The organism is Hahella sp. HNIBRBA332, from assembly GCF_030719035.1.
Taxonomy (GTDB): domain Bacteria; phylum Pseudomonadota; class Gammaproteobacteria; order Pseudomonadales; family Oleiphilaceae; genus Hahella.
Map to the genome: position 1 here is coordinate 6,452,838 of NZ_CP132203.1, position 24,059 is coordinate 6,476,896.

At 55.6% G+C, this 24,059-nt stretch carries 21 protein-coding genes; 14 read left to right on the plus strand and 7 right to left on the minus strand.

Annotated elements, in window-relative coordinates; all coding sequences use genetic code 11:
- The first annotated feature begins 1 nt into the window (after nt 1).
- The gene (locus tag O5O45_RS28680) at nt 2–1,165 is read left to right on the plus strand and encodes an iron-containing alcohol dehydrogenase (protein ID WP_305902713.1); all 1,164 of its coding nucleotides are present in this window, start codon (nt 2–4) and stop codon (nt 1,163–1,165) included.
- Between the two features lie 16 nt (nt 1,166–1,181).
- The gene (locus tag O5O45_RS28685) at nt 1,182–1,898 is read left to right on the plus strand and encodes a glutamine amidotransferase-related protein (protein ID WP_305902714.1); all 717 of its coding nucleotides are present in this window, start codon (nt 1,182–1,184) and stop codon (nt 1,896–1,898) included.
- Nucleotides 1,899–2,069: 171 nt separating this feature from the next.
- Here O5O45_RS28685 and O5O45_RS28690 read toward each other — a convergent pair whose 3' ends face one another.
- Nucleotides 2,070–3,029 (minus strand): LysR family transcriptional regulator, encoded by a 960-nt coding sequence (locus O5O45_RS28690; protein ID WP_305902715.1) that lies wholly within the window; start codon nt 3,027–3,029, stop codon nt 2,070–2,072.
- 210 nt (nt 3,030–3,239) lie between these two features.
- On the opposite strand from O5O45_RS28690, the gene gmk reads away from it, so the two are divergent.
- The 4 genes from gmk (at nt 3,240) to O5O45_RS28710 (ending at nt 6,992) form a co-directional block, all read left to right on the plus strand.
- Complete coding sequence (gmk, locus tag O5O45_RS28695; protein WP_305902716.1) at nt 3,240–3,866, plus strand: guanylate kinase; 627 nt, start codon at nt 3,240–3,242, stop codon at nt 3,864–3,866.
- 49 nt (nt 3,867–3,915) lie between these two features.
- Complete coding sequence (rpoZ, locus tag O5O45_RS28700; RefSeq protein ID WP_305902717.1) at nt 3,916–4,125, plus strand: DNA-directed RNA polymerase subunit omega; 210 nt, start codon at nt 3,916–3,918, stop codon at nt 4,123–4,125.
- A gap of 166 nt (nt 4,126–4,291) precedes the next feature.
- Entirely contained in the window at nt 4,292–6,421 is a 2,130-nt protein-coding gene (locus O5O45_RS28705) for a RelA/SpoT family protein (RefSeq protein WP_305902718.1), read from the plus strand.
- A gap of 184 nt (nt 6,422–6,605) precedes the next feature.
- Nucleotides 6,606–6,992, plus strand: a complete 387-nt coding sequence (locus O5O45_RS28710) for a RidA family protein (protein ID WP_305902719.1) — start codon at nt 6,606–6,608, stop codon at nt 6,990–6,992.
- Nucleotides 6,993–7,057: 65 nt separating this feature from the next.
- On the opposite strand, the gene O5O45_RS28715 is transcribed toward O5O45_RS28710, so the two are convergent.
- A complete protein-coding gene (locus tag O5O45_RS28715; RefSeq protein WP_305902720.1) occupies nt 7,058–7,939 on the minus strand; it encodes a sugar nucleotide-binding protein in 882 nt (293 codons plus the stop codon).
- Between the two features lie 315 nt (nt 7,940–8,254).
- On the opposite strand from O5O45_RS28715, the gene O5O45_RS28720 reads away from it, so the two are divergent.
- From O5O45_RS28720 to O5O45_RS28735, 4 genes are all read left to right on the plus strand, one after another.
- Nucleotides 8,255–9,193 carry a hydrogen peroxide-inducible genes activator gene (locus O5O45_RS28720; protein ID WP_305902721.1) on the plus strand — a complete coding sequence of 313 codons (939 nt, stop codon included), beginning with the start codon at nt 8,255–8,257 and terminating at the stop codon, nt 9,191–9,193.
- 23 nt (nt 9,194–9,216) lie between these two features.
- Nucleotides 9,217–11,283, plus strand: a complete 2,067-nt coding sequence (recG, locus tag O5O45_RS28725; protein WP_305902722.1) for an ATP-dependent DNA helicase RecG — start codon at nt 9,217–9,219, stop codon at nt 11,281–11,283.
- A gap of 157 nt (nt 11,284–11,440) precedes the next feature.
- Entirely contained in the window at nt 11,441–12,847 is a 1,407-nt protein-coding gene (locus tag O5O45_RS28730) for an aminoacyl-tRNA deacylase and HDOD domain-containing protein (protein ID WP_305902723.1), read from the plus strand.
- 234 nt (nt 12,848–13,081) lie between these two features.
- A complete protein-coding gene (locus O5O45_RS28735; RefSeq protein ID WP_011400010.1) occupies nt 13,082–13,333 on the plus strand; it encodes a hypothetical protein in 252 nt (83 codons plus the stop codon).
- Nucleotides 13,334–13,416: 83 nt separating this feature from the next.
- Here O5O45_RS28735 and O5O45_RS28740 read toward each other — a convergent pair whose 3' ends face one another.
- Complete coding sequence (locus O5O45_RS28740) at nt 13,417–13,872, minus strand: DUF2489 domain-containing protein (protein WP_305902724.1); 456 nt, start codon at nt 13,870–13,872, stop codon at nt 13,417–13,419.
- Between the two features lie 179 nt (nt 13,873–14,051).
- Nucleotides 14,052–14,246 carry a DUF6316 family protein gene (locus O5O45_RS28745; protein WP_305902725.1) on the minus strand — a complete coding sequence of 65 codons (195 nt, stop codon included), beginning with the start codon at nt 14,244–14,246 and terminating at the stop codon, nt 14,052–14,054.
- A 420-nt stretch (nt 14,247–14,666) separates the two neighbouring features.
- Between O5O45_RS28745 and egtB the strand changes: the two genes are divergently transcribed.
- Together egtB and egtD are read left to right on the plus strand one after the other, a co-directional pair.
- Nucleotides 14,667–15,962 (plus strand): ergothioneine biosynthesis protein EgtB, encoded by a 1,296-nt coding sequence (egtB, locus tag O5O45_RS28750; protein WP_305902726.1) that lies wholly within the window; start codon nt 14,667–14,669, stop codon nt 15,960–15,962.
- A complete protein-coding gene (egtD, locus tag O5O45_RS28755) occupies nt 15,955–16,935 on the plus strand; it encodes an L-histidine N(alpha)-methyltransferase (protein WP_305902727.1) in 981 nt (326 codons plus the stop codon). Before egtB ends, egtD begins: the two co-directional genes overlap by 8 nt.
- A 33-nt stretch (nt 16,936–16,968) precedes the next feature.
- Here egtD and O5O45_RS28760 read toward each other — a convergent pair whose 3' ends face one another.
- Nucleotides 16,969–17,760: an RMD1 family protein gene (locus tag O5O45_RS28760; protein ID WP_305902728.1), complete on the minus strand. Its 792-nt coding sequence runs from the start codon at nt 17,758–17,760 to the stop codon at nt 16,969–16,971.
- A gap of 203 nt (nt 17,761–17,963) precedes the next feature.
- Between O5O45_RS28760 and O5O45_RS28765 the strand changes: the two genes are divergently transcribed.
- Entirely contained in the window at nt 17,964–18,857 is an 894-nt protein-coding gene (locus O5O45_RS28765) for a peptidoglycan DD-metalloendopeptidase family protein (RefSeq protein ID WP_305902729.1), read from the plus strand.
- A 418-nt stretch (nt 18,858–19,275) separates the two neighbouring features.
- Nucleotides 19,276–19,383: a PEP-CTERM sorting domain-containing protein gene (locus O5O45_RS32070; RefSeq protein ID WP_127973780.1), complete on the plus strand. Its 108-nt coding sequence runs from the start codon at nt 19,276–19,278 to the stop codon at nt 19,381–19,383.
- 116 nt (nt 19,384–19,499) lie between these two features.
- Here the strand turns inward: O5O45_RS32070 and O5O45_RS28770 are convergent, their stop codons facing one another.
- Both O5O45_RS28770 and O5O45_RS28775 read right to left on the minus strand, forming a co-directional pair.
- Nucleotides 19,500–21,125 (minus strand): methyl-accepting chemotaxis protein, encoded by a 1,626-nt coding sequence (locus tag O5O45_RS28770; protein WP_305902730.1) that lies wholly within the window; start codon nt 21,123–21,125, stop codon nt 19,500–19,502.
- A 162-nt stretch (nt 21,126–21,287) separates the two neighbouring features.
- Nucleotides 21,288–23,960, minus strand: a complete 2,673-nt coding sequence (locus O5O45_RS28775; protein WP_305902731.1) for a response regulator — start codon at nt 23,958–23,960, stop codon at nt 21,288–21,290.
- Nucleotides 23,961–24,059: the final 99 nt, after the last annotated feature.

Here is a 24,059-nt window from a genome sequence, read left to right on the forward strand (position 1 = left end):
CATGAGCGCACTACAAGCCAATTGGAATTATCCGACCGCCATCCGCACCGGCGCCGGACGTATCCGGGAACTGCCGGAACTCTGTCGTCATCTCGGCATGCGGTCGCCTCTGCTGATAACCGACCCGGGTTTGAAATCCTTGCCGATGGTGCAGAACACTGTCGCCCTGTGTCGCGACGCCGGGCTGCAATGCGGGCTGTTCGCGGACATCCAAGGCAATCCCACGGGAGAAAACGTGGAAGCGGGCGTCGTCGCCTATCACGCTGGCGGTCATGACGGGGTCATCGCCTTCGGCGGCGGTTCTGCGCTGGACGCCGCCAAGGCGGTGGCGTTGATGGTTGGCCAGGATCGCCCGTTATGGGATTTTGAAGATGTCGGCGACAACTGGACGCGAGTCAATGAAGCCGGCATGGCGCCGGTGGTCGCGGTGCCCACTACTGCGGGCACTGGCTCGGAAGTAGGGCGGGCCTCGGTGATCACTGACGCCGCCAAGCATGTCAAAAAGATCATCTTCCATCCGCGTATGTTACCGGCGCTGGTGATTCTGGATCCGGAGCTAACCGTTGGCCTGCCGCCGCCCATCACCGCTGCGACAGGAATGGACGCGCTTTCCCATAATCTGGAAGCCTTGTGTTCGCCTTTTTATCACCCCTTGGCGGAAGGCATTGCGGTGGAAGGCATCCGTCTGGTGAAAGATTATTTGCCCCGCGCTGTCGCGGACGGCGGTGATATCGAGGCGCGCACGCAGATGCTGGTCGCCTCCAGCATGGGCGCTACGGCGTTCCAGAAAGGTCTTGGCGGCATGCACGCCTTGGCGCATCCGCTGGGCGCCTTGTACAACGCGCATCATGGCCTGCTCAACGCCATTCTCATGCCTTATGTGCTGAAGGCGAACCGCGACGCAATTGAAGAGCGCATCGCCCGTCTGGTGCGTTACCTGGATTTGTCAGAGCCGGGATTCGACGGCTTCCTGAGCTGGGTGCTGGCGCTGCGTGAAAGCCTCGGCATTCCGCATGCATTGTCTGCGATCGGCATTGACGACAGTGACGCCGAACGTGTCGGCGCCATGGCGGTGGAAGACCCTTCTTCCGGCGGCAATCCGGTTACGTTCGACGCAGGCCAGTATGCCGATATCTTCAGAAATGCTGTACATGGACGTCTTTGAAGACAGGGAGAGGCGGATGAGAATCGGCATTTTGCAGTGTGACGACGTTATGGAGGAATTACAGCCGGAATTCGGGAACTATCCGGCGATGTTTGAAGCGGCGCTGGGAGAACTGGCTCCAGAGTGGACCTTCGTCACCTATCGGGCGATGGACGGCGAACTGCCGGAATCCGTCGACGCCTGCGACGGCTACATTACCACCGGCAGTCGCCATGGCGTGAATGACGGCGCGCAGTGGATCGAAAAGCTGGAGAGTTTTGTGCTGGCGGTCGCTACGGCGGGGAAAAAATTTGTGGGCATCTGCTTCGGTCATCAATTATTGGCCAAAGCGCTGGGAGGCCGGGTGGAGAAGTCCAATCGCGGCTGGGGCGTAGGCATGTCCTTCAATCAGATTGGCGTGCGTAAAAACTGGATGGAGCCTTATCAGCCCTCTCTGGACCTGGTCGTAAGCCATCAAGACCAGATTACGCAGTTACCGGAAGGCGCGGAAGTGTTGGCGAGCAGCAACTTCTGCCCCTTTTACCTGTTGCAGTACGGCGCTGATCTGATGACGGTGCAGGGGCATCCTGAATTCAGCAAGGCGTACTCCAGCGCCTTGATGGACAAACGCACGGATCGTATTCCTGCGCCACGCATTCGAGAAGGCAAAACGTCTTTATCAGCGCCGGTGGATGACCGTTTGATGATGCAGTGGATCATCAACTTTTTCGCAGGAGGACGGCTGACCCGTTAAGCCCTCGCTGCTTTTTATATCGGGCGCACTGTTTATATCGGGCGCACTGTATCGGGCATATTGTATCGGACACACGCAGAGTCAGGCTCTGCGTCGTTCCCCCTCAACCCTCTTTGGCTGCGCTAGCGTCCCTTGTGGCGACGCCAGACGCGGCCGTTTTTTTACCTGGGTTTAATCCCCTAAAGTCAGAAACTCCATCATCCAGGGGTGCTCCGTCGCCATCAACGATAGAAAATCCTGTCTCAGAATTGCGATACAGTCCTGGGCGATTTCCCTGGGCAAGTCCCCCAGTTCTCCCTTGCGGGCAGTCAGAGTAATCGAGCGGAACAGCTGTTCGCCGGGCAAGCGTCGGATTTGCACATGATGTTGCTTGATGCCGCTTTGGAATAAACACAGAGGAGTGGTGATCGTCCAGCCCATGCCCGCTGACACGGCGGAGACAATGGCGTAAGAATTATCCAACTGCAACCGGTCTGGTGCCTCCACCCGCACTGCGCGTAAATGCCGCTCGATGCCCCGGGCGATGAGGGAGTGAGCGCCGTAACGGACAAAGTCCAACTCCATCGCCAGTTTGTTGAGGTCGTCAGCGGGGCCGTTGTAATCATTGGGAAGAGCCAGAATGAACGGCTCCCGCAGGATGCGGTAACGGGACAGGTCGGCATAATCCTCCAACGCGTCGTCGGAGATAATAATGTCTGTGTTGCGCGATAGCAGGGAGTGCCCGTGCAGGTGTGACAACCCCGTGCTGATCGACCAGTCATGGGCGCGTTTTTTCACCGCATCCAGCAGCGATCGTCCCACCGAGGTGACGATGGAGTCGGTTAACGCGATCTTTATGAGGCGCAATTGCGCGAAATCCGATTGCAGGATGGCCTGACTGGTCTGCTCCGCCTCCTGCAATAGCGACGTGCTGCGGTCATACAGGAAGCGCCCGGCGCTGGTCAGCTCCATGGGGCGGACCGTGCGATCGAATAAACGGGTCTGCAGCGACTCCTCCAGCTTGGACAAGGCCTGAGAGATAGAGCTTTGCGTCATTCCCAACTGTTCAGCGGAGTGGCTCATATTCCCGGTCTTGGCGACATGGGCGAAAATACTCAGAGCGCGGAGATCGAAACCGAAACGTGTTGCCATAACTTCTACGAATCACGGTTGTATGCATGGGCGTTTATCGCCTGTTGCAGGATTGCACGGAGCGACCTCTGAATGCAAAGGTCCGCTACAACCCATCACAACTCTGGTACTATTGTTGGTTAACTGGAACGCGTTGGTTAACTTGATATGTTAACTGATCGGGTTACTTATTTATTTTTCGCCAGTACCCAGAATAACGAAGGATATCTCATGGCTAGAGGTCAGTTATATATTATTTCAGCGCCCTCCGGGGCGGGTAAGACCAGTTTGGTGTCGGCTTTACTCAAAGAAGATAAACTGGCGCAAGTCTCCATTTCCCACACGACCCGTCAGGTGCGTCCAGGCGAACAGGATGGGGTGAATTACTTTTTCATCTCCCGCGAAGAGTTTCTGGCGCAGGCGCAGGCGGGAGATTTCCTGGAGCACGCGGAAGTGTTCGGCAATTTCTACGGCACGTCCCAGGCCTGGGTGGAGTCGACCCTGGCGAAAGGCGTTGACGTTATCCTGGAAATTGACTGGCAGGGTGCGCAACAGGTGCGCAAATTGCGTCCAGAAGCCAAATCCATATTCATCCTGCCCCCATCTCTGGAAGCCTTGCAACAGCGTCTGGAATCTCGCGGCCAGGATAGCGCCGAAGTGATTCAGCGTCGCCTACAGGAAGCGGCGAATGAAATTTCCCATTATCCGGAGTACGACTATCTTGTATTCAACGATGACTTCGATCGCGCGCTGGAGGACTTGAAGTCCGTTTTCCGGGCTGAGCGTTTGCGTTTGTCCGTCCAGCAAGTGCGCTTCGAAGCTGAGCTATGCGGAATGTTGTCATCCCAGTCGAGTTAGCCTAAACTACGCGGTCATTTTCTGAACTGGCACTGATAAAGGGTGTGTTATGGCGCGAGTAACCGTTGAAGATTGTCTGGATCATGTAGATAACCGTTTTGAGCTGGTCATGCTGGCTTCGAAGCGCGCTCGTCAGATCAGCCAGCAGGGCAAAGACCCTAAAGTCGAGTGGGAAAATGATAAACCCACTGTCGTCGCACTGCGTGAAATCGCCGCGGGCCTGGTTACATCTGCGATGCTTGAGCAAGACGAAGACTAATGTCTGTGGGGCCCCGCAAAGGGGCCTGACTTCGCCCTCTCTTGAAATTCCCCTCTTTATCTTTATATTGATTTATACAGCTGTAAAAAAATCTGGGCCGACTGCCCGGTTTTTTTCATCTCCGCCCTTTTTATTTTGTGTACCGCTTATGTTGTGAAGGTCCCTTGTGCCGACGATTGATGCGCTTGCTGAACGTTTGAAAACCTATCTGGATAACCACCATATCAATGTGGTGCGGCGAGCGTTTTACTACGCCGAGCAGGCGCATGAAGGGCAATACCGGCAAAGCGGCGAGCCTTACATTACCCACCCGCTGGCGGTGGCCAATCTCCTCGCGGATCTGCAATTGGATCATCAGTGTCTGGCGGCGGCCATGCTGCACGACGTGATTGAAGACACCGGTATTCCCAAAGACGCGCTCAGCAGCCAGTTCGGAGAGAGCATCGCCGAATTGGTGGACGGCGTCAGCAAACTGACTCAGATTGAGTTCAAATCCAAAGCGGAAGCCCAGGCGGAAAACTTTCAAAAGATGACTTTGGCCATGGCCAAGGACATTCGCGTTATCCTGGTGAAACTGGCGGACCGTCTGCATAACATGCGCACGCTGGGACCGCTGAAACCGGAGAAACGTCGTCGTATCGCGACGGAGACGCTGGATATTTACGCGCCGATCGCCAATCGACTGGGTATCCACACCATGTGCGTGGAGCTTGAAGACCTTGGGTTTCAGGCCATGTTCCCGATGCGCGCCAAGTATATCCAGGAAGCGGTGCGCAAACTGCGCGGCACTCATTACGAGATCATCGAAGAGATCAAACACAAGCTGGAAGGCAAACTGAAGGAGCGCGGTCTGTCCGTGCGCATTCAGGGCAGGGAGAAGCACCTGCACAGCATTTACCAGAAGATGAAGGCCAAACGACGCTCATTCCATGACATCATGGACGTATACGCCTTCCGCATCATCACCGACTCCGTGGACAGCTGTTACCGAACTCTCGGGGTGGTCCACGGCATGTACAAACCGGTGCCGGGCCGCTTCAAAGACTACATCGCCTTGCCCAAGGCCAACGGTTATCAATCCATTCACACCACTCTGTTCGGCTCCCACGTCAATATCGAAATCCAGATCCGCACCGAAGAAATGGACAAAGTCGCCAACAGCGGCATCGCGGCGCATTGGGTTTACAAGAGCGCTACCTCCGACCTGGCGGATAACCAGCAGATGCGGGCGCAGAAGTGGGTGAAGGATTTGATGGAGCTGCGCGAGCGGGCGGACGACTCGCTGGAGTTTATCGAGCACGTCAAAATCGACTTGTTCCCGGACGAAATTTACATCTTTACTCCGAAAGGCCGCATCATGGAGCTGCCAGGCGGGGCGACCCCGGTGGATTTCGCCTATGCGATTCACACGGATATCGGCAACTCCACGGTAGCTTGTCGCATCAACAAGCATCTGGCCTCTCTCAGCATGCCGCTGAAGAGCGGGCAAACCGTGGAAATCATTACCGCGCCCGGCGCCAAGCCGAATCCGGCGTGGCTCAACTTTGTCGTCACCGGCAAGGCCAAGAGCAACATACGCCACTATCTGAAGCAGCAGCGTCAGAGTGAGTCTCGTGAATTGGGACGTCGCCTGCTGAAGAAAAACCTGCAGGCGTTCGGCAAACGGCTCGACGATATCAGCGACCAGCATAAAGAGAAAGTGCTCAAGCACAATCAGGCCAGCAGTTTCGACCGGTTGCTTGAAGAAATCGGGCTGGGCAGTCGCATGGCGTATATTGTGGCCCGTCAACTGGTGTCTGATGGCGAGCCCACGGAAAGCCATGACATGGAATACCGCGAGGACGACAACAAGCCGTCCTTGATGGTGGAGGGCGCTGATGGTCAGGTGTTGAACCTGGCGCACTGCTGTAAGCCAATTCCCGGCGATCCTATCGTCGGCGTCATCAATCGCGGCGCAGGGTTGATGATTCACTCCGAAACCTGCGACAAGATCAAGAAATTCCTTCACGACCCCGAGCACTGTATTCATTTGACCTGGGCCAAGAACATCACTGATGAGTTCTCTGTGGCTTTGCGAGTCGAAGTGGAGCGTCAGCGGGGCGTCATCGCCGAAATCGCCAGTGCGGTCACGATGGCCGACGGCAATATCGAGAAAATCAATGTGGAAGAGCAGAACGCCCGTCTCAGTGTGGTGAGCCTGATCATCAAAGTTCAGGGTCGTATCCATCTGGCTCGCGTTATGCGCCGCCTGCGCCATTTGCTGGCGGTGACTTCCATTTCCAGGGTGAAACACTAAGCGGCCGGGAACGCCGCGCCAACCTTATCCATCCTGCTAGCTGATCCGTTTCCTGAATGCTGTCTGACAGTATTCGTAAACCGGAGAAATCCGGTAAGATGCCGTTCTTTCAACACAGTATCGGCGGTAACTATACCCAAGGCGGCGTTGTCCGCGGCGGAACGAGAATAATGAGGCAACAGATATGACTAATAAATCCGTTATCCAGACCGAAAATGCGCCTAAGGCGATCGGCACCTATTCCCAGGCTGTTAAAGCCGGTCAAACCGTATACCTGTCTGGTCAGATTCCATTGAATCCCCAAACAATGGAACTGGTGAGCGGCGACTTCGCTGAACAGACCAAACAAGTATTCGATAACCTGCGCGCGGTATGCCAGGCGGCTGGCGGCGATCTGGGCGATATCGTCAAGCTGAATATCTATCTGACTGACCTGAGCAACTTCGCTACCGTCAATGAAATCATGGCGACTTACTTCAAGGAGCCTTATCCGGCTCGCGCCGCCATTGGCATTTCCCAGTTGCCGAAAGGCTCATTGGTGGAAATGGACGGCATCATGGTGACATCCTGATCCGCTGATTTCTTCTCCCCGGTCCGGCTCCGGACCGGGAAGCTTGCCCCGCTAGCTCCTGAGGTTCACTCTTTTATATTCGCCTGACTATTCTGGGAAATATAAGTCTCTATCATTTCTCCATAGCCTTCTCGAAATGTGGGATAGCTGAAGTGAAAACCACTGGCCAACAGCCGTTGGCTGGCGCAGCGTTTACTGCCTGCGCGGCGCTTTTGCTGCGCGGGAGCGGCTTCCGGTGCGCACGCCATGCGGGAGCAAGCTTGTTCTCGAATCCATTGCGCCACTTCGTGCATGCGCACCGGCTCGCAGTCGCTGGCAAGATAACAAGGTTGCAGCGGCTTATCGGCGGCGAGTTCCACTAAGTGACATAACACACCCACGGCGTCCTGTTCATGGATGCGATTGGTATAACCGCTGGGACCTGCGAGGGCGACCTGTCCATCCAGCGCTTGCTGCAATAAGCGCGTGCGGCCAGCGCCATAGATGCCGGAAAAGCGCACGACAGTGGTCGCGATCTCGGAGTCCGCCAGCAAGGCCTCCGCCTGCAGCAGTGTGGCGCCAGAGAAGCTGGAAGGCTCTGTGGCGCTGTCTTCATCGACCCACTCATCGTTTTCCTGGCCATATACACTGGTGGAGGATACAAACAACAATCGCTTGATTGAGCCGCTGCGCAGGCGCTCCATCACCCGTTGCAGACTCTTCACGTAGGCGGCTTCGTAGCCTTCCGGCGTAAAGGCGGACGGCGTGAGACAATAAATGGCGACGTCGATATCGTTGGGCAGGGCGTCCAAAGCATCTCGCTCCAGATCCAGCGCATAATGAGCGACGCCCTCCGGTTGTTGCGGCGTGCGCGATACCGCGAGGATGTCAAAACGGTCATGCAGGCGCGCCGCCGCCTGGCGATTCAGCGCCCCGAAACCCAGCAGCAGCAGGCGTGGTTGATGCATTGCGTCTATCTCCAATCAGGCTTATGCTAGCTCTTGGCTATTAAGTCGAAAAGTTCAATATGGTCAGACTATTAAGCCAAGTCTGGAGGCGGTTTCTGAACCGGCGCGCCGGGCGTATAGATTGGCGCATTCGGAACCCTGGAAAACCAGTGATGCAGGGTAGAGTATTCCCTGGCGTTCTGAAATGCTTTTCCTGGGTGAAAACAGGAACTCCTGATCCCAGAGACTGTCCATAAAAAGATTTGAGCCGGTAAGTCGTCGTCCGGAAAGATGACTGGGCGCTTAACGGATGGAAAACAACATAGTGAGAAACACATGACTCTGACTGAATTGCGTTACATTGTCACTCTGGCTGAAGAGAAGCATTTCGGCCGCGCTGCTGAACGCTGTTTCGTCAGTCAGCCCACCTTGAGCGTGGCGGTGAAAAAACTGGAGGATGAGCTGGGCGTCACCTTGTTTGAGCGCAGCAAGAGCCATATCACCGTCACAGACACTGGCAAGCGTGTGGTGGAGCAGGCGCTGCGCGTGCTGGACCAGGTCAGCGTCATCAAGGATATCGCGCAGGCGGGCAAAGACCAGCTGTCCCAGCCGTTGCGCGTCGGCGCCATATACACTATCGGGCCTTACCTGTTTCCCCATCTGATGCCTGAGTTGCACCGGGCTGCGCCGCAAATGCCGCTATATATAGAAGAGAACTACACCGCCGTATTGCGGGAGAAGTTGCGCCATTCGGAACTGGACGCCATTATCGTGGCGCTGCCGTTCAATGAGCCGGAAGTTGTGACCCTGCCGCTGTATGACGAACCCTTCGTCGTGTTGATGCCGGAAGATCATCCGCTGTCCCAATACGACGAAATCGACAGCGAAATGCTGCCCGCCCACGACTTGCTGTTGTTGGGCCCGGGACACTGCTTCCGCGATCAGGTGCTGGACGCCTGCCCGGAACTGTTTAACCGTATGGGGAAAGAACCGCCCCGCAGCGACCGGCCAGCGCACATCATCACGGAAGGCAGTTCGCTGGAAACCATCCGCCACATGGTCGCTTCCGGCCTTGGCATCACCGTTCTGCCGTTGTCCGCCGTACGCGAAGATCGCTACGCCAGCGGTTTGCTGACGACGCGGCCGTTCAAATCTCCGGCGCCCTATCGCACGGTGGGCCTGGCCTGGCGCGTCACCTTCCCGCGCCCGAAAGCGATCGATATGGTGGCGTTGGCGGCGGGACAGTGCAGGGTGGTTGAGAAGCGCGCCAGTTAAAGTCGGAAAAGGATCTCCTGAGCGTGTCTATTGAACAGCCGTTAACGGAATTAAAGGGCGTTGGGCCGGCCTTGGCGGAAAAGCTGGCGAAGCTGGGCCTGCATACGGTGCAGGACCTGCTGTTCCACTTGCCCCTACGCTATGAAGACCGCACCCGGGTAACGCCAGTCGCCCAGGTGAGGGTGGGTATGCCTGCGCAAGTCGAAGCGACGGTGGTGGACGCCAGAGTCGAATTGGGACGCAAACGCAGCCTGCTGGTGCGAGTGCGCGACGACAGCGGCGAGCTGGGTCTGCGCTTTTATTATTTCACCGCGCAGCAGAAGAATCGCTTCAGCCCCGGTCGCAAGTTTCTGTGTTATGGCGAAGCGCGCCTCGGCCGTAGCGGGCTGGAAATGTACCATCCCGAAACCACGCAGGTGGATGAGCTAAAGCCGGCGGAAATGGAGCAGCGTCTCACGCCCATTTATCCGACCACAGAAGGGCTGCTGCAAAAGCGTTTGCGTGACCTGTGCCAGCAGGCGCTGATGTTGATGCGCCGCTACCCCATCAAAGACTGGCTGCCCCAGGAATTACGCAGTCATTATCAGATGCCGGAACTGAATGCCGCATTGGATTACCTGCATCACCCACCGGTGGGCGCCAACGTAGCGGCGCTGGCGGAAAGCCGGCATCCCAATCAACAGCGTCTGGTGGCGGAAGAGCTGCTGGCGCACCATCTCAGTCTCTTGCAATTGCGGCAGGAAGTGCAGTCTCAACCGGCCCCAGCTTTGCAAGCCGGCCCCTTGCAGCAGCGTTTTATCGAACAACTGCCCTTTGCTCTGACCGGGGCGCAGAAGCGCGTCATTGGGGAGATTGAGCAGGATGTGCGGGCCATGGTCCCGATGCTGCGTCTGGTGCAGGGAGACGTCGGCTCCGGCAAAACCGTTGTGGCGGCGGCGTCAGCATTGTTCGCCATTGAAGCCGGTCATCAGGCGGCGTTGATGGCGCCGACGGAAATACTGTCGGAACAGCATTTCAAGACACTGAGTCAGTGGCTGGAGCCTCTGGGCGTCAGTGTGGTGTGGCTTAACGGCAAGCTTAAGGCCAGTGAGCGGCAAAAAGTGCTGGATGCGATTTCATCCGGCGCAGCGCAATTGGCTATCGGCACCCATGCGCTGTTTCAGGATCAAGTCGAGTTCGCCCGACTTGGTCTCGCTATTATCGACGAACAACATCGCTTTGGCGTGCATCAGCGGCTCTCGCTGCGGGAAAAAGGCGCTCGTTCCGGGCAGGCGCCCCATCAGCTGATCATGACTGCGACGCCGATTCCCCGTACTTTGGCGATGAGCGCCTACGCGGATCTGGATACCTCCGTAATTGATGAGTTGCCGCCAGGGCGCACGCCAGTGGTGACGGCGGTCATACCCGACATCAAACGGGACGATGTGGTGGAGCGGGTGCGTAAAGTCTGTCTGGAAGGACGTCAGGCTTATTGGGTGTGCACCCTGATTGAAGAATCCGAAGTGTTGCAGTGTCAGGCTGCCGAAGCGGCGGCGGCGAGTCTGGCTGAAGCCTTGCCGGATTTGCGCGTAGGGCTGGTGCACGGCCGCATGAAGGCGGCGGAGAAAACCGCCGTCATGGACGACTTCAAGAACAATCGGCTGCACTTGTTGGTGGCCACCACTGTCATCGAAGTCGGCGTGGACGTACCCAACGCGAGCCTGATGATCATCGAAAACCCTGAGCGCCTAGGGCTGGCGCAATTGCACCAGTTGCGCGGTCGGGTTGGGCGCGGCAGTCACGAAAGTTACTGTGTGCTGATGTACCATCCGCCGCTGTCTCTGGCGGGCAAAGCGCGCATGCAGGTCATGCGGGACAGCAACGATGGTTTTGTCATCGCGGAGAAGGACCTGGAGATTCGCGGGCCGGGGGAAGTTCTCGGCACCCGTCAAACCGGTTTGATTCAGTTCCGTATCGCCGATCTGCAACGGGATCGTCAATGGTTGCCGGTGGTGAAGGAAATGGCCCTGAACGTCATTGATCAGACGGACGTAACGGAAGCCCTCATCCGCCGCTGGATCGGCCAGCGCGCGTTATACGGCAAGGTCTGAGCGGCGCGTAGCAATCCCTTACCAATCATTACAAAAGATACCCTAAGCCAGCAGAACCCCCGAAACCTGCTAAGCTACAATTAAAGTAATGATGAAAAATCCCCCTGATATTAGAAGCCGGTTTATTTTATTTCTCCCATACGAGGCGATAAGAGATATGGCCGTTCCAGCAGCTGTTGCGCGTTTATTAGAGGACTACAGCACTCAAAGGGGCGACTTGGCGGAAGACGCCGCCAAGGTGCGGGAGGTAACGGGCAAAGACGCGCCGACGGAAGCGAGAGTGCGGGCGATTATGCTGCACGACGAGGCCGGCGTTCTGCAAGCGGTGATACCGGAAAGCACTATCCTCGATCTGGATCGTCTCAATGAGGGCGTCGGCCGCAACTTGCGGGCGCTGCCCCTGGCGGAGCTGGATGAGCTGCGCAAGCGCCTGCAATGGTATGAGGCGCCGGCGCTGCCGGATTTAACCGGCTGCGAAGCGGTGATTGACGTCCGCTTGAGCGCATTCGAAGAGATTTATCTGCCGTCCTCGGAAGAAGGCAAATACCTGTGCATGAGCCGGCGCTTATTTGAAGCCGCTATGGGCGCAGTCAAGATCATGCAGATCAGCGTGCGTCTGCCTGAAATCGCCGTTAACCACAATCAACCGGCGAAAGACATGGATCAGATCAATAAGGCCATTTCCAGCTTCACCAGTCTGCGTATTCAACGCCGTTTGGAGGATACGCTGGAAATGCCGCCGTTGCCGGAAACCGCCCAACGCATCATCAAACTGCGCGTGGACCCGGAAGCCGGCATTTCCGAGCTGGCGGATATCGTGGAGACCGACCCCAGCCTGTCCGCTCAGGTGGTCAGTTGGGCCAGCTCCTCGTTTTACGCCGCACCGGGCAAGATCCGCTCTGTGCATGACGCTATCGTGCGGGTGCTGGGGTTTGATCTGGTTATGAATCTGTCCATGGGGCTGGCGCTGGGGAGAACACTGGAGGTGCCGGAGGAACGCGGCGATGGTTTTACTCCTTACTGGGAACAGTCAGTATGGACAGCCACCCTATGCGGCGCTCTCACTACGGCGATTCCCAAGGAGCGCCGTCCAGAATTTGGGCTGGCGTACCTGGTTGGGCTATTGCACAACTTTGGCTATCTGGTGCTGGCGCATGTCTTTCCGCCACACTTCTCACTGATTTGCCGCTATAGCGAAGCCAACCGCCATGTTGACTCCGAGAATTGCGAACAATTTCTGCTGGGCATCACTCGCGAACAGATGGGCGGCAAGTTGATGGAAATGTGGAACATGCCGGAAGAAGTCAGCGTCGCTCTGCGTTACCAGAAAAATCCTTACTACAGTGGCGATTACTCGGTATACAGCGCCCTGCTGTTCGTCGCCACGCAGTTATTGCGCAAGCACGGCATCGGCGAAGGCCCTGCCCAGCCTGCGCCCCAGTCTTTATGGGACGAACTCGGTCTGACGCGTGAGCGCGCCGAGGACGTGCTGCAGGAATTGCTCAGTATGTCCGAGGATATGAAGAACCTGGCGGACAACTTGTCAGAGGCCACGCGCAGCTGATCCGTTGCGCAGGATTGGTTTTCCTACGCTTGTTACCTTAAGTAAGCGGGAATTAAAAAATAATGTGATAGGTTTCACATTATTTCAAAACTGTGTCTATAGTTAATTTGTAAGCTCTTTAAGAACCATTAACCAACCGATCCGCTCCTAAGGCCCGCCAGTCAAGGCCGTCGGACGGACGTCACAACCCTGTACCGAAGGCGCTTAATAAACTTTACCGACAGGAGGGCTGTCATGGGCGCGCTTATTTTCAATCAAGCCAGCATTTATCACTTGCAGCAGTTGGAGTATCAGTTCCGCCGTAGATTCGGTGAGCGGTACCGGCTTTCTGAAGAAAGTTCGCGCATGGAGCTTATTACCAAGTCATCGCAGTCATCAGACATCATCATCCAGAAATATTTCCGGAAGTTCGCGCATGAGCTGGAACCGGAACTGATCAAAGAACTTGTGTCCCGAGGCGTGGTTCCTCCGAAGCTCTGGAATTGATTTTTTGTGTAAACCCCAGAGACTTTAGTCCTTTTGCCCCGTTCTGCGGGGCTTTTATTAAAGGACTAGACAGCCGCCTGTTCTCAGAACGAATGCTCCAAAATCGCTTTGGAAGCATCAATAATCTGCTCCCGATATTTCTCCTCCAGATCCCAGCGTTGTTTGTCCAGCTTAAATAGAAAGCGTTTGTCCACCTGCTTGCGGGCGCCATGAGTAGGCATGTGCTCAGTTTCTCTATAGATCTTGCTGAAGATGGCGTAGGGCTCCTGTTCATGCAGGCTGGGGTCGACAGCGTCCAGCAATACCTTGATGCGGATGCTGCCTTCGGACAACTCTACCTGATCAGACAGGATGCAGCGGGCCAGTACAGTGATGCTCTCGATGGCGTGGGCGCGATTCGCCTCAGTGCGGGTTTGCTGCTCCGCTTCCAGTTGACGATGTTCTTGCAGAATACGGAGCTGGCGACGGATGAAAAATCCCAGAAACAGACAAGCGGCCAGACCGACCAAAATAAGAATCCATTGTAAGTAAGCAGGCATTGGGCAATTCCGGTAGGTATCTATTCGCGCGGAGGCCGGCCTCGCGCCGACATGATCATGGTGCAGATTATTGGCGATCCGGCGGCAAAATGATACCCGCGCTGCAATGGCCGGGCCAGGAACATGATTCTGTCACACTGGCGCGGCAGGATGTTGGGGTAGGGGCGTGGAAGTCCGGCTCAAACGTTGGAGAACTGGTCTACCTGATTTGTCAGGCGAATGTACATGGCCAGTTCGTTTTCAGCTTCGGTGATGGATCGGTAAGGACCTTCCTGAGTGTTTTCCCGGGTCATGAAATACCATCCGTCGGAAGTATGGATGAATCGCTCACTACGGAACCAGGAACGGTCGGCTTCGCCTGCGCGTACTTTCATAGCCTGCTACCTCTTACTGCTTGGACTACGAGGAAATGGCCACAAGAACCTATTTTAAGCTTAGGTTGTTTTTTGATCTATTATTAGACTTATTGGCTATAAAAAGATCTATTTCTAAGATTGTGCAGGCATAAATGGGCGATCAGGGTAACGAAAGCGGATGGTTTGGCGCCTGCCGGACGTATTGAATTTCCAAGGCGTCCGCGCCTGTAAGCCCGGCCCCACGGGCTTTGGCGGCCAATGTGACAGCCGCGCAGGAGAGTATTAATTGATCAGGCATTTGTGAAATTTGTCTGCTATGGTGATGTGAGAGCTCGCAGTACCCGAACTTCCGCCGTGAACCGGGCGGCGCCAGCCGTCTTCTGATCCGCCGTTCGGGCAGCCTACGTCAAACCCCATCAAGAACAAGGAATAGAACCTATGGCGGTGACGAAGGAGACTCTGGCCGAATTTTTTTCAGCTGTCAGAGACGCCTCCCATGAGCTGATCCAGGGATTAAGTGTTGAGGACATGCTGCTGCAGTCCATGAACGACGCCAGTCCTATCAAGTGGCATCTCGCCCATACAAGCTGGTTTTTCGAAGAATTGATTCTCGCCCCGTTCATGAGCGGTTATGAGCGTATGAACGAAGGCTTTCGCTATTACTTCAACTCTTATTACGAAGCATTGGGGGAGAGGCATCCCCGGGCTCGACGAGGCATGCTGAGCCGGCCTTCTCTGGAAGAGGCGCTGGCGTATCGTAAGCATGTCGATCGCCACATCCTCGCTCTGTTGAGCAAGCCTGACCCGGACCCGCAATTACTGCAGCGGGTGGAACTGGGCTTGCATCATGAGATGCAGCATCAGGAACTCATGATCACCGACATGCTGCATGCTCTCAGTTTCAATCCCGCCTATCCCGCCTGGAAGCCGCCGCTTGCATCCACCACCGAATCCAGCTCCGCCGCGCAACTGGAATGGTTCGACAGCGATGGCGGCCTGTTTGAAATCGGCGCCCATAGTAAGGGCTTCAGCTATGACTGCGAAGGTCCTCGTCATAAGGTGTTTCAGGAGCCTTTTCGTCTCGCCTCCAGAACCGTGACCAATGGCGAATGGCTGGCCTTTATGGACGCCGGCGGCTATGCAGACCCTAAACTGTGGCTTTCCGACGGTTGGGCGGCGCGATTGCAGGAAGACTGGCGCGCTCCCCTTTATTGGATCCAACGTGACGGCGGTTGGCTGCGATTTACCCCCCATGGTTTAACGCCTCTCAATCCGGATGAGCCCGTGTGTCATGTGAACTATTTCGAGGCGGACGCCTACGCCCGCTGGGCTCAGGCGCGTTTACCCAGTGAAGCGGAATGGGAAATCGCCGCTCGCAGTTTCCTGGCGGGCATAGCCAAAGAAGGGGAGTCAGGCGGCGTTTTGCCTGGTCACTTTATGGAACAAGGGCGCTGGACCCCCTCTGTCAGCCGGTCACAGCAGGGGCAGGCGCTGGCGGATATGTTCGGCAATGTGTGGGAATGGACGCAGAGCGCCTATTCTTCCTACCCAGGCTTCAAACCTTTGGATGGAGCCCTGGGAGAATATAACGGCAAGTTCATGTGTGGTCAGTTTGTGTTGCGCGGGGGCGCCTTTACCTCTCCGCGGCGGTTGTTGCGGGCCAGCTATCGCAATTTCTTTTATCCCCATCAACGTTGGCAGGCGACAGGAGTGAGGTTGGCGAGAGATGATTGAACCAATCATTAAGGAACTATGTGAAGACGAAGTTATTGATGAGGCGTTTTTAGCGGATGTGGTGCAAGGCCTGTCCGGTTGGCCGAAAACGCTGCCGTGCAAGTATTTTTACGACCAGCGCGGCTCGGTGCTGTTCGAGCAGATATGCGATGTGGATGAGTATTATCTGACTCGCACGGAAATGGGCATGATCGATTACGTGGCCCGGGAAATGGCGCAGAGACTCCCGCATATCGGACAGATTGTAGAGTTTGGTTGCGGCAACTGTGAGAAGGTGCAGCGATTGCTGGATGCGCATCCCCAGGTCGATGGGTTCGTCGCCATAGACGTGTCTGAAACCTTTTTGTTGGAGAGCGTTAGAAACCTGAGCCAGCGTTATCCTGCTTTGAGGGTGACGCCGGTAGTGGGCGACTTTATGGAAGCGCAACCGTTGCCGGACGCCACGGGGCCTCGCATGGGCTTCTTTCCTGGCTCCACCATTGGCAATCTGGAGGCGAAGGACGCACGACGCTTCCTCTATCGTGTGGGGCGTACGCTAGGGGAAGGCGGCTATCTGCTGGTTGGCGTGGATACCCTGAAAGACCGGCGCATTCTGTTGCGCGCCTACGATGACGCCAGTGGCGTGACGCGGGAGTTCAATCTCAATCTGTTGCGCCGCATGCGGCAGGAGCTGGGCGCGGAGCTGACTCTGGAGCAGTTTGCCCATGAAGCCCGCTTTAATGAAGCGAAGAGTCGCATAGAGATGCACTTGCGCAGTTTGTGCGATCAGTTTATTGCTGTCGGCGGCAAGTACTTTCACTTGTCGAAAGACGAAACCATCCATACGGAAAACTCTCACAAGTACACTGTGGAGTGTTTCCAGGACCTGGCGGCGTCGGCGGGTTGGCTGTCGCGTCGGGTATGGCTGGCGGAGGACGACATGTACAGCATGCACCTGTTGCAGTATGAAGGCGACGTCAGAATGACGGATTGAGACGCGGGGCCTGGAGGCCCCGCATTCGGCGAATCAATGAGTGAAAAACATCTCGTAGAGCGTCAGCAGTATCTCAAAGACGATCAGGATGACGATATACCACTCTACCCGCAGACTGCGCTTGGCGGTGATAATATCGAGCACAGTTTGCGAGGTGCGGGAAATGATTTCCATCTTCCGCTCCAGCGCCTTGTCCCGCTCCCGTATTTCAAACTCATCGGACAGGCGCAGGTAGAAACGCTCCAGCTCGGGGAAATCCCAAAGCAGATCCGGCTTTTCGCCCACTTCGACGCGGCCCACCATAATTTGCTGATTCAGCAGCACCTTACCGATTTGCTTCAGTAGCTCCTGCGTCTTGGCGCCGGTGCGGCCTTGAGAGTGCAGAAATTCCGCAAGCGGGCTGATACGTTCCAGGTTGCGACTCTCTTCCAGCTCATAGAATTCCAGGATCACGGATTTCGCCATCACGTCGGCAATGATCTGTAGCTTCTCCACGGTGGGCGCGAACACGCTGATGATGTTGTCGGCGACGGTGTCGGACGGCGTGGTAGTGATAGTGAGCTCCGATTCTTCCACGACGGGCTTGTCCAGCGGGCGTTTGGTGTGCAGCATGATCTCACGCATCAATGCCGCCTCGTCCTGAGGTTTGACGTTGAACATCACCACTACGCCATAACGGAATATGGTTACGTAGGCGGCTTCCTGCTCCACCATCAGAGTAAGTGGGTTACGTGCGCAGGCTTTTACTTTTTCCAACTGACGAACATCTATCTGGTCGCCAATATAAAGCGCCCGGATAAGCAATGAATTGACATCCTGAAACATCGAAGGTCCTGATTTAACAAAAAATGACGGTTCCCGAATTCCCGCTGAATAACGGGCGCAAAGCGGCGCCGTCTTCAATGAGCTTAGCACGAAAGTGAACAAGGTAGCGGACGGAAAAGCCCAGGATTGGTATATTTCCTAAGGATGTTCAGCTCAAGCTGTCATGTGTCTAGACGTCGTTATTTACCAGGAGTCCCGCGCCTTTGAAATTCCTTCGTTACTTTTCCCTGGCGGCAGTCTGTCTGTGCGCTTTTTCCAGTGCGGCGCAGACCGTCTACAAGTATCAGGACGCCAGCGGGCGTTGGCATTTCACCGATAAAGCGCCCCAGCAGGGTAAGCATGAACAGGTGAAGCTGACCTCTTCCCGCGACTCCCAGGATAAGCCTGTTATCACATCCAAAGTGGAGGAAAACGTCACGATTCTGACGGCCACGAACCCATGGCGGGGGCCTGTGCAGTTCCTGCTGCAGGTGCGGGACAAGGGCGAATACAAGCGGGACAGTATCTTGGTGGATGCCGAGGCCACCCGTTATTTCAAGATTCAGGGACAGGTTGATTACCAGTATTACTATATTCCCGGCGATCCCGAGGCTAAACCAGATTACAACGTTATCTATTCGCCGCCATTCGCCAGCGGTGAGTCTTACATGATTTCCCAGGGCTTTAACGGCCAGTTTTCTCATAAAGAAGAGCCCAATACCTATGCCGTGGATATCGCCATGCCTGTCGGCAGCTATATCCATGCCGCCCGGGGAGGCGTGGTGATGGCGGTGGAGGAGAACTACAGCATCGGCAGCGCCGCTTTCGCCTATTTCCTGGATAAAGCCAACTTTGTCATGCTGCTGCACGACGATGGCACTACAGGTATGTACGCACATATTTTACAGGGCAGTTTACAGGTGCGCCCCGGTGACCGGGTGGAGCGCGGACAGGCGCTGGCGCGTTCCGGCAGCACTGGCTTTTCCACTGGGCCGCATTTGCACTTTGTCGTGCGCAGAAATGTCGGACTGGATCTGCAGTCGCTACACTTCCGCATGCAGGACGCTGCGGGAAATGACTATCCCATTAGGGAGAGGATTCGTATGGTTGGCTGGTAAAGGCCTAATCCCTGTCGGGATAAATGACGGCCAAACATCTATACAACCTGAGAGTGGACGCCAAGCGTCCATTTTTTTTACGCGTATTTCGGGCATAGGACAAAAGGCTGCTAACAAGCTGGCTTTGTTCGCAGGGCTAGGCCGATAGGCTTACGCTGTTGTCTGGCGCGGCGGAGGGGGAGAAGACAAATTCAAGTGAAAAAGTGATTTAAAGCTGACCAAGCGGTTACCTCTAGTCAGCAATTTTTACAGTTGATGGCTCATCCGCGACTTTTTTTCTCGAAATTCTCATGTGACGTGGTTCACCTTTCTTTTTTGTGAAGTTAAGTGTTTGATATTTTTCTGTTTTTATTTTTATGGCCCCAGGTGTGCAGTATAAGGGGCAATAGTGTTATACAAACAGTTGGGAGAATGAAGTATGCCTCCGATAGTAACTGTTCCCGAGCCTGCGACGTTGGCTCTCTATGGTATAGCGCTCTTGGCGATCATCCTCTATCGAGGCATGAAATCCAAGAAACACGGTTAAATTCATTGGCGGTGAATACCCCTCTTAGCGTTATGTTAAGAGGGTTTTTTTTGCCCTGAAGAAAGTACGCCGCAAATCTTCCCTGGCTTACGCATTCAATTCTAGAGAGCCCGGACTCAGCGACGCAGGCGGGAAGACAGCTCTGACGCGCGATGAGCGAGATGGCTCAGGCGACCGATTTTATCCTTGGCGGATGTCGCATTGCGTGCGGACTCGTCAGTCAGTTCCGACACTTCCTCCAGGTTCTTGGCGATATCCTCAGATACTGACAACTGCTCGTCGGACGCGGTAGCCACTTCCGTATTCAAGGCGTTCACTTTGGCGATGGCTTCGCTGATGGAAGAAAGTTTTTCTGACGCGCTGGCGAAATAACCGCTGCACTCATCGGTGATGCGATTGCTGGCTTCCATAACGGATACCGTGTTTTTGGCGCCGTTTTGCACGCTGTCGATGATGGACTCTATTTCCGCTGTGGAGTTTTGGGTTTTCTGCGCCAGCGAGCGTACTTCATCCGCCACCACCGCGAAGCCGCGCCCCTGTTCGCCAGCGCGGGCGGCCTCAATGGCTGCGTTCAGAGCGAGCAGGTTGGTTTGCTCGGCGATGCCGCGGATGACATTCAGCACGGTGCCCACGTTTTTGGTGTCCTCCGCCAGCTTCTTGACGGTTTCCGAGCTGCTCGACACCTGTTGCGCCAGACGCTTGATCGCGTCGTTGGCGCGCTTCATCGCCTCCATGCCGTCTTTCGCTGCGATATCCGTGTCATGGGCCACTTCCGCCGCGTTGCTGGCGTTTTGGGCGACTTGCTGAGAGGCGGCGGTCATCTCCTGCATGGCGGTGGCGACATGAATGGTGCGGCCGTTGGAATCCTGTGAGCAGTTAACAATATCATCTGCGGCGCGAGTAATGATGATGATGTTTTCATTAAGGTCTTCCGCTGTTTTATCCATGGCGGCGGCGAAGTCGTTAAGGAATTTCTGTAGTTCTGCGGCGGCATTCGAGAGCCGCCCCAATTCATCTTTGCGTTCTGAAGAGAAGTCGTGTCCCATCTCTCCGTGGCTAAGCTTGGTGACTTTATCAATGATGTTGCGGGTAGGGCGTACGATACGCACATTGATAAGGGATAATACGATAATCGCCGACGTCAGAGTCACGATGGCGAGAACGATACTCCAAAAAGCGAAACTTTCGCTGAACTCGACATGAGCGCTCTTGTAAGACTCAGCGACATGCGCCTTGAGGCTGTCCGCCAGATCTTGTAATAGTTTGGTGGGCTCTCTGTCGATACCGGAGACTGCATTGTCGCCAGCCTGGGAATTGAAGCCTGTATTTTTGAATACCTCCAAACCTTCGCGGTAGGCTTGTCCCATGATTTTATGTCGGTTAATAAACTGATCCAGCGTCGACTTCATTGACTCTTCCGGCAGCAGCGGCCGGATTCCTGAGACCTTTTCCTGCACTTTGGTTTCCGTTTCCACGAAGCGGTCCCAGTATTTTTTCAGATTGTCTGGGTTACCGCCGCGCAGCAACACGTTCTTCCACTCCTGGACTTGTATTTTAAACAAGGTCACGGACTCATTTGCTTTCTGCTGAAGATCTCCATTTCTGGCCAGAGACAATTCCAGTTCGCTGATGCGGCGCTCGTTGGAGATGGCGCTGAAAATGCCTGCGGCCAGCGTTAACAGCCCGCTTAAAGTGACGACTGCTAACAGTTGATTAAACAAACTTCTGGATAACCATTGCATGATTGACTCCGGAACGGATGAGAACTAAGAGTGGTATGTATCTATAAAGTAATAGCATATAAGAGGACTTTTGCTATTTATGACGGGATGCCGCCCGTTTGTTGCAGTTTTATGACAAAACGCTGAATGTTGGCGGAAGAGTGAATGATTGTTGAGCGAATATCAGGCTTGGGGGGCGGTGACCGCGCAGTGTCCGAGCAGCTCCTGCAGGAGCTGGTCGAGCTGATTCCGGTCCAGAGGTTTGCCGAGATATCCTTGCGCGCCGGATTCCATGTAAGTAGCGATGTCGGCGGGTTCGGTGTTGCCGGAAATGATGTAAACCGGTTGCGAGTATCCCTGGGCGCGCAAGGCGCGTAGGGCCTCCAAACCATCCATGACCGGCATTTGGATGTCCATCAGGATCAGGTCAAAACTTTCCGCCAGCGCCGCCTCCAGCGCTTCCTGACCATTCTCGACGGTCACCACGGTCAAGGCGGGGCCGATACGCTCGATCTGACGTTTGAACAGCAGGCGGTTGACGTCGTTGTCTTCCGCTACAAGGATACGGCCGGTGAGGTCTTCCGGCACCGTTGGCAGGTAAAGCCGCAGTTTTTGATAAAAATGCAGGCGGTCGACCGGCTTGGCGATGAAGTCGATAAAGCCCAACTGCCGGTATTCATCCAACTGATGACGCATGACATTGGCGGTCAGTGCGATTACTGGCGGCGTCTGGCTGATTTCCCGTAAATGCAGAATAGCCTCATCCCCGCCCATTTCCGGCATTTGGATATCCAGCAGGATTAGATCGAAGCGGGATGCGGATGCGGCTTCCACCGCCTGTTTGCCGTTGCTCGCCAGGGTGACGCTGAGGCCGGCTTCCACCAGAAAGCGATGAAACAGCGTCTGGTTGTCGAGATTGTCTTCCGCCAGCAGCACTTTTCCGCGCAGACGAGGGGCGCTCCATGCGGCGCCGTTCAGTTCCAGGCGCAGACGCGCTTTCTCGAATTCCTCCAGGCTGTTTATCCATGGCGTCTGGCTTAAGTCGCCGGCGCTGATGGTGACGCTGAAGCGGCTGCCTTCGCCTTGGGAGCTGTCCACCGTCAATTCACCGCCGAGCATGTGAGCCAACTGTCGGGAGATATAGAGTCCTAGCCCGGTGCCTCCATACTGGCGAGTGGTGGAACTGTCCGCCTGCACGAAGGGCTCGAAGATTTTCTTCAACTCGCCCGGACCCAATCCTATACCCGTATCCGTGACGGTGAAGCGCAGCAGATTGGCGTCCTTCTCATAACTGACGCCGAAGTGAATGCTTCCCTTGTGGGTGAACTTGGTGGCGTTGGCGCCCAGGTTGAACAAAATCTGCTTGAGGCGTGTGGGATCTGACTCGAAGTGCGCGGGCAGCGGCAATTTGGGTGTGATGTCCAGAGTTAGACCTTTTTCATGTGCGCGCAAGCCGATATGGGAACGCAAATCTTCAATCAAGTTCGGCAGTGAGATCTGCATATGTTCGATTTCGATCTTCTCCGCCTCGATTTTCGAAAGGTCGAGAATGTCATTGATGATAGTGAGCAGGTGACGGCCGCTGCGCACGATGATGTCGATAAACTGGTTGCGCTCTTCACGACTCAGGTTGCTCTCCCGCAGCGATTCCGAGTAGCCGAGAATCGCCGTCATGGGGGTGCGTATCTCGTGGCTCATATTGGCGAGGAAGCGACTTTTGGCGGCTTCGGACACCTCCGCCGCGCGTTGGGCGTTGAGCGCCTGCTCTTTGGCCTGTCGGGCCTGCTCAAAAAGCTGCGCGTTGCGTACGGCAGTGCCGACCTGCACCAGATACTCGGCGATAGATTCAATAGCGGCGGCGTCCAGATCCAGGGGTTGGACGTAATTGACGAAGCCGAAGCCGCCAATGACTTTGTTATCTACATGCAGAGGAAAATAGGCGATGGAAATAGGCGCGCGAAAGTCGTAGAGACGTTTGTCCACTTTCGAAGTCGTGGCGTCAGGGGGAGGCACCCGCGGAATAAACAGCGGCTCGTCTTTTACTAATGGGCGGACGAATATGCTGTTCTCATCTTCGGGGAGGAAAAAAGTGAACCCCTCCGATTGTTTGACTTCCTGCGCCGTCAGTGCATCGCCATAGCTTTTCACCAGCACCAGACGCTCCAGATTGTTTTCAAACAGCGTGATGTAAACCTGCTCGAAAGGCTGGATACGGCGTAGAGCCTGCATGACCCGGCCCATGATCAGGTCCAGTTCGAGGTGGGTGTTCACCGCATGAGCCAGGGAGCTGATGTCGATCAGCGACTCTTTCTGCTCCAGCAGGCGCAGCTTGGTTTGATTCAGTTTAAGGTTGATGCGATGCAGCAGCATGCCCAGGCTCATGGTGTAGCCGAACAGGCCGGCGGAGGCGATCAGGGTGGGCGTCAGCTCCAGGCTGGGACGGAAATAGAAGTCAGTGATCAACCCGGTCAGCAGGGCGCCGGTGACATTGGCGACGATGCCTTTGAAGAAGAAGATTGCTCCGTCGGCGGCCAGGTTGGTCATCCAGGCGCCGCAGATAAAAGCCAGTGTGATCAAGGGATTGAATCCCCACAGCGCAACGCAGGCGCCATAGGCGAAAGAATCGACCAGTATGTTATCCAGCTCTTGCTTCTTGGATTCGGAGAAAAAATACGCCAGATGAGGGTAAATCAGCGTGTGCAGGACAATCAGCCCCCACATCAGCGGGTGGCCGGAAAATTTGAATATCGCGATGTGCAGACACAAAACGATCATGCAGGCGATAACGCGCAACACATAACCATTGCGCACCTGGGTCGATTTCTGTGCGGACGGTAACTCGGCTTTCCTTTTCACTACTCACACGCGCGGTTGTTGGTATCCGCCACGCCGTTTCAGGCGCAGCAGTGGCGACGCCGAAATGCTGACAGACCTAATTATTATAGCAAAGGCTGT